Origin of the sequence: Pseudomonas sp. 2VD, from assembly GCF_005503585.1 — a bacterium.
GTDB lineage: Bacteria > Pseudomonadota > Gammaproteobacteria > Pseudomonadales > Pseudomonadaceae > Pseudomonas > Pseudomonas aeruginosa.
The window spans coordinates 1-6,289 of sequence record NZ_SCND01000346.1 but is presented as its reverse complement, the minus strand read 5'-3'; the positions used below and the strand labels follow the sequence as shown (position 1 = coordinate 6,289).

Below are 6,289 nucleotides of genomic sequence, written 5' to 3'. Positions count from 1 at the left end.
GCACGCCGGAGACGCTGCCGACGTTCACCACCAGGCCGGACTTGCGCCTCAGTAGCGGGAACAGCGCGCGGGTCACGCCGACCACGGCGAACACGTTGGTCTCGAACTGCCGGCGCATGGCTTCGACGCCGCCGTCCAGCAGCGGACCCATGGCGCCGTAGCCGGCGTTGTTGACCAGCACGTCGAGGCCGGCGGCTTCGACTTCCAGTTCCTCGGCCAGACGGGCCAGCGCGGCGGCGTCGTTGACGTCCAGTTGCACCGCCTGGAAGCCGGCCTCGGCCAGGGCACGCACGTCGTCCTCCTTGCGCGCGCTGGCCCAGACCCGGTAGCCGGCGCGCTGGAAGGCGTCGGCCAGGGCGCGGCCGATGCCGCTGGAGCAGCCGGTGACGAAGGCGACGGGTTGGCTCATGGGCGGCGTTCCTTGGCTGGGAGTTGGAAGGAGGGCGGCCTACCGTACTGGATTCGCCGGCCGCGGAAAACCGCCCGAAGGCTCGGTCAGGCGTCCTTGCGCGCGATCCGCAGCGCCAGCGGCATGCGAACCCTGCGTGTCGAGGTCGGCTCGCCCCAGAGCGCGGCGACCCGTTGCAGGGCCTGGCGCACGAAAGCGTTGCCCTGCGCCTCGCGGCACAGGCGGCTGGCCGACCAGGTGGCCATGTAGTCGAACAACCGGGCCAGGCTCCATTGTTGCTCGATGACGAAGGCCGGCGCGGGGAGTTCGCCCAGCGGCAGCTCGACATCCCGGTAGGCGTTCCACAGCAGGCGGTTCTGTTGCGCCCAGTACGGGCCGATCGGGCGCAGGTATTCCTCGTCGATGGCGGCATCGATCTGCGCGTCGATGCTGAACCAGCCGTAGCCCCAGGCGGCGAACACACCGCCGGGACGCAGCACGCGCAGCAGCTCGCGGTTGAAGCGCGAGTGGTCGAACCAGTGCCAGGCCTGGGCTACGCAGACCAGGTCGAAGGCGGCGTCGGGATAGTCGGTGGCTTCGGCGTCCTGCACGCTATAGCGGATACCCGGATGGATAACGGCGTGTTCGATCTGCTGCGCGCTGGTGTCGCTGGCGAGGACTTCGCCGAAGTGCTGCGCCAGGCCGAGCGCGGCCTGGCCGGTACCGGTGGCGCAGTCCCAGGCGCGCCGGCGCTGGCCGCAGAGCCCGGCGAGATGGCGGTAGAGCGCATCGGGATAACGCGGGCGGGCGCTGGCGTAGGCAGCGGAGCCCTGGTCGAACAGACGGCGGGTTTCCATCGGGTCCTCCCTCGGTCAGTTGCCGAAACGCCCGTCCAGGCGTTCGGCGCGGAATTCCAGGGTGCTGGCGCGATAGCCCGGACGCAGCGGCGGCAGCGGCAGGCAGTCGTGCCAGCTGTCGCCGCCGAGCAGGGCGTTCGGCGCCCGGTAGCGCGGGCTGTCGAAGCTGGTGTCGGCCAGGTTGACGCTGTCGCCGGGGCGGTAGGCGGCGATCCTCCAGCGTAGCTCCAGCAACGGACGGTCGCTGCCGTTCTTCAGCTCGACCGCCAGCGGCCGGTCCACCGGACAGCGTTCCGGCGCATAGCTCAGGCGCAGTTCCTGGCGTTGCAGGTGGCGGCTTTCGTCGTTGTCCTGCCAGATCACCCAGGCCGCCACCAGGCCCAGCCCGGCGAGAGCCGCCAGGGAGACCGGCAGGGCCTTGGCCGGGTATCGGACGAGGAGGATGACCCAGGTGAGAACCAGCAGCGCACCGATCAGCATTGAAATGTCCTTTCTTCGAAGCCGAGGGGACATCCTAGCGCACTGCTGCGTATCGCAGGCGGTACGGGCACGCTTACGCGGCGGAGGAGCCGCGATATGCGCGAGGGAGGCCGAAAGGCGGGCGGCAGGCTGGGGATAGCCGCCGCCCCCGGCCTCGCCGTCATTCGCAGCGGCGCTTGCCGCCCGGCGTCAGCAGACGCTCCAGCTCGACGAACAGGCGCTCGGCGTCCTGCGCCTCGCAGTCCTCGCCGTAGCGCTTCTTCAGGCCGTGTTCGCTGAGGGTCAGGTGCAGGGTCGGGACTACCTCGTGGCGCGCCAGGCAGCCTTTCACGCAATGCAGCGGGCATCCGTCGAGGGCTAGGATCGGTCGCCCGGAGCGGGCCCGGCGGACCAGCAGCGGGACGTCGCCGCCGACTCCGGCGATGCAGGACATCTCCGCCAGCCGGGCGCGATCCAGGCGCAGTGCGAGATCGTTGGCCAGTTGCGCCACGTTGGAGCAGCCGGAGCAGGCGTAGACCAGGGGAAGGGGATCGTCGGGGCTGCGTTCGAACATCATGACGGGCGCCTCGTGGAAGGAAGCCGCCAGTATCGACGCAGCGCCGCTGTGGATTTCTTGACCGGAATCAAGCCCGCGCGCGGCTTACACCAGGTCGTTCTCCACCGCCCACACCGCGGCCTCGACCCGCGAACGCATGCCGAGCTTGTGCAGCACCCGCTTGACATGGACCTTCACCGTGCCTTCGGTGATGTCCAGCTTTCGCGCGATCATCTTGTTGCTGTAGCCGTGGGCGATCTGGCGGAGGATCTGCCGTTCGCGCTCGGTCAGCTCGTCGAGGCTCTTCGAGCGGTCGTCGCCCCGCAGGGCCTGGGCGAGGATCTGGGTCAGCTGCGGGCTGAGGGTCATCTGTCCGGTGGCGGCCTGGCGGATGTGCTCAAGCAGGCGCTCCGGCTCCATGTCCTTGAGCAGGTAGCCGTCGGCGCCGGCGCGCAGGACGTTGACCACGTCGCCCTTGTCGTCGGACACGGTGAACACCACGATGCGCGCGTCGACTCCGGCCTCGCGCAACGCGCGCAGGGTGTCCAGGCCGTTCATGCCCTTCATGTTCAGGTCCAGCAGGATCATGTCCGGGTCCAGCTCGGCGGCCAGGCGCAGGGCCTCCTCGCCGCTGCCGGCCTCGCCGACCACGCTGAGGTCGTCTTCCAGTTCGAGCAACTGGGCGACGCCCTTGCGCATCATCGGATGGTCGTCCACCAGCAGCAGGCGAACCGGTTCGTCGGCGGTGGCTGGCATGTCCGTCATGGGGTCGGCTCCTTGGCGGCGGAGGGTTGCAGGGCGGTCGGCACGAAGCTGAAGAGCACTCGCGTGCCGTGGGGCGCGCGCGCTTCGAAGCGTAACTGGCTGCCGAGGGTCTGGCCGCGCTCCTGCATGATGGTAAGCCCATAGTGGCCGCTGCGGTTCTGCTGCGGATCAAAGCCGACGCCATCGTCCTCTACGGCGATGCTCACCTGGCCGTCGGCCTGGCTGCTCAGGCGCACCCAGGCCCGTTGCGCCTGCGAATGGCGAACCACGTTGGAGAGCGCCTCGCGGACGATCTGCAGGACGTGGATTTCCTCGTTGGGGCTCAGCGGCACGTGTTGCAGGCGGTTGTCCAGTTCGATCGCCACCTCGCCGCGCTCGCCGAACTCGGCCACGGCGTTCCCCAGCGCGGCTTCCAGGCTCGGCTCGTCGAGGCTGAGGCGGAAGGTGGTGAGCAGTTCGCGCAGTTGCCGGTAGGCGCCGTTGAGGCCTTCGCGCAGTTCGTCGAGGGTGTCCTCGATCTTCTCCGCCGGCGCCTCGCGCTTGAGCAGGGTGCCCAGGCGGCTGACCTGGATCTTCAGGTAGGACAGCGACTGTGCCAGCGAGTCGTGCAGTTCACGGGCGATGGTGCCGCGCTCGGCGAACAGGGCCAGGCGGCTTTCCTGTTCCTGTTGCAGGGACAGGGCGAAGGTGCGGGCGATGTTGTCGCAGAAGGTCTCGATCAGTTGCTGCTGCCAGTTCTCCAGGCGGCCGCTGCGGCTTTCGATGAACAGTTCGCCGAAACGGTGGCCGGCGATGGACAGGGGCTGCATCAGCAATGGCTGGGCCAGGGACGAGGGTTGGTCGCAGGCGCTGGCCTGCTCGCGGCAGCTACCGCAGTCACCCTGCAGGCAGAAGTCCGCCGGGCGCTCGGTGGTGGTCAGCGAACTGTAGGCGCGCTCGACCCCGTCCTTGTTCAGGCAGAGGGTCACGCGGCCGGCGTCTAGCACTTTCTCCAACTGGTTCAGCAGCGGTTGCAGGGTGCGGCTGTCGTAGGGGTTCTCGCCCAGCCGGCGGGCGCTGGCGTAGAGCAGTTCGAGGCGCTGGTGGCTCTGCGAGAGGGCGCGGGTCTTGTCCTCCACGCGCTCTTCCAGGTCGCCGTAGATGCTCTTCAGCTCGCCGGCCATCTGGTTGAAGCGCTCGCCCAGTTGCGCCAGTTCGTCCTCGCCGCTGTAGGTGACCCGCGCGTCCAGCTCGCCGCGGCCCAGGCGGCGGGCGGTGCTGGTGAGTTCGCGCAGCGGGCCGATGACGTGGTAGCTGAGGTCGTAGAGGGTGACGAACACCACCAGCAGGCTGAGGAACAGGCACAGGCCCTGCACCGTGCTGAGCAGTTGCGAGCGGCGCTCGGCCTTGGCCTGGAGGATGCCGACGAAACGGTCGATGTCGCCGACGTAGGCGTCCAGCACGGCGCGTCCGGGCAGCGCGCGCGGGTCCAGGCGCGCGAGGCCCTCGCGCAGCTCCTGGTGCAGCTGGCGGATCGGGTCGTCGGCATCCTGGCGTTGCAGCAGGCGGCGGATGTCGCCGCTGTCGAGGCGTTCGCCGAGGGTCCCGAGCAGCGCCTGGCGGCCTTCCAGGCTGGGCTCCAGGGCGACCCGGTAGGTGAGCATGCGCAACGAGCCGGCGTGGTTGATCACCGCGGCGTCCTGGTGCGTGTAGTCGGCGAAGAGCAGGGCGCTGAACATCCCGATCAGCGCCAGCGATACCAGCAGGGTGAGGTAGCAGCCGAAGCGGACTACCAGGGAGCGGCGCAGGATCGGCTTTCCGGCCCTGTCACTACCTCCAAAGAATCTGTCCCGCTGGTCAGCGTCCGGCGCGGTCGCCTTGTTCATGTGAAAAGCCTTTTAAAACAGTGGGTTGCGCAATAATTCAGACCATACCTCTTTCGAGGTAGGGGCGCGCATCTAGGCACGGAACGGCCGGTATTTCATTGATTCCTATCAAATTTGCATAGGAACACCTTCCCTAGGCTCTCGCTGAACGCTGTCCGTGCAGAGAGTTTAGCCATGGCTTCCCTACGTCAGAAACAGTACTCCGTCCTCGGCATGAGTACCTTGTCCTTCGCGGTGAATTTCGCCGTGTGGACGATGTTTTCGATCATCGGCATCCGCATCAAGGACGAGCTCGGCCTGAGCGAATCCCAGTTCGGCCTGATGGTCGCCCTGCCGATCCTCACCGGCTCCCTGGTGCGCCTGCCGCTGGGCCTGATCACCGACCGCTTCGGCGGCCGCATCGTGTTCTTCATCCACATGCTGCTGGTGGCCATCCCGATCTACGGCCTGGCCTTCGCCAGCCAGTACTGGCACTACCTGGTGCTCGGCCTGTTCGTCGGCCTGGCCGGCGGCTCCTTCGCGGTCGGCATCGCCTACACCTCGGCCTGGTTCGAGAAGGAGCGCCAGGGCACCGCGATGGGCATCTTCGGCGCCGGCAACGCCGGCGCGGCGATCACCAACCTGGTGGCGCCGATGATCGTGGTCGCCTTCGGCTGGCGCATGGTGCCGCAGGTCTACTCGGTGGCCATGCTGGTCACCGCCGTGCTGTTCTGGCTGTTCACCTGGACCGATCCGGCGCACCTCAAGGGTGCCGCCGAGGCCAGCCAGCGGCCGACCCTGGCCAAGCAACTGGCGCCGCTCGCCGAGCTGCGCGTCTGGCGCTTCGGCCTGTACTACTTCTTCGTCTTCGGCGGCTTCGTCGCCCTGGCCCTGTGGCTGCCGAAGTACTACATCGCCGAATACGGCCTGGACCTGAAGACCGCGTCCTTCATCACCATGCTGTTCACCCTGCCGTCCGGCCTGATCCGCGCCCTCGGTGGCTGGTTCAGCGACCACTACGGCGCGCGCTCGGTGAATTGGGGCGTGTTCTGGGTCTGCCTGGTGTGCCTGTTCTTCCTCTCCTACCCGCAGACCACCATGACCATCCACGGCATCCAGGGCGACCTCAGCCTGGGCATCGGCCTGAACGTCTGGCTGTTCACCTTCCTGGTGTTCGTCGTCGGCATCGCCCAGGGCTTCGGCAAGGCCAGCGTGTACCGGATCATCCACGACTACTACCCGAGCAACATGGGCACCGTCGGCGGCATGGTCGGGGTGATCGGCGGCCTCGGCGGCTTCTGCCTGCCGATCCTGTTCGGCTACGCCGCCGACCACATCGGCGTGCGCTCCTCCTGCTTCATGTTGCTGTTCGGCCTGACCGTGGTCTGCATGGTCTGGATGCACTACGCGATTAAGCAGC

General features: G+C 67.9%; 7 protein-coding genes. 1 reads left to right on the top strand and 6 read right to left on the bottom strand.

Annotation, left to right across the window (positions count from 1 at the left end):
- From FFS27_RS26555 to narX, 6 genes are all read right to left on the bottom strand, one after another.
- The coding region (locus FFS27_RS26555) for an SDR family NAD(P)-dependent oxidoreductase (protein ID WP_137952314.1) at nt 1-409 on the bottom strand (409 nt) is incomplete at its 3' end.
- An 86-nt stretch (nt 410-495) separates the two neighbouring features.
- Nucleotides 496-1,245 (bottom strand): class I SAM-dependent methyltransferase, encoded by a 750-nt coding sequence (locus FFS27_RS26550; RefSeq protein WP_003137770.1) that lies wholly within the window; start codon nt 1,243-1,245, stop codon nt 496-498.
- Between the two features lie 15 nt (nt 1,246-1,260).
- Nucleotides 1,261-1,725 carry a hypothetical protein gene (locus FFS27_RS26545; RefSeq protein WP_003092973.1) on the bottom strand — a complete coding sequence of 155 codons (465 nt, stop codon included), beginning with the start codon at nt 1,723-1,725 and terminating at the stop codon, nt 1,261-1,263.
- A 160-nt stretch (nt 1,726-1,885) separates the two neighbouring features.
- Nucleotides 1,886-2,281 (bottom strand): anaerobic/virulence modulator AnvM, encoded by a 396-nt coding sequence (gene anvM / locus FFS27_RS26540; RefSeq protein ID WP_003092971.1) that lies wholly within the window; start codon nt 2,279-2,281, stop codon nt 1,886-1,888.
- Nucleotides 2,282-2,365: 84 nt separating this feature from the next.
- A complete protein-coding gene (gene narL, locus FFS27_RS26535; protein WP_003092968.1) occupies nt 2,366-3,025 on the bottom strand; it encodes a two-component system response regulator NarL in 660 nt (219 codons plus the stop codon).
- The gene (gene narX / locus FFS27_RS26530; protein WP_003092966.1) at nt 3,022-4,890 is read right to left on the bottom strand and encodes a two-component system sensor histidine kinase NarX; all 1,869 of its coding nucleotides are present in this window, start codon (nt 4,888-4,890) and stop codon (nt 3,022-3,024) included. Before narX ends, narL begins: the two co-directional genes overlap by 4 nt.
- 174 nt (nt 4,891-5,064) lie before the next feature.
- On the opposite strand from narX, the gene FFS27_RS26525 reads away from it, so the two are divergent.
- The coding region (locus FFS27_RS26525; RefSeq protein WP_087933171.1) for a nitrate/nitrite transporter at nt 5,065-6,289 on the top strand (1,225 nt) is incomplete at its 3' end.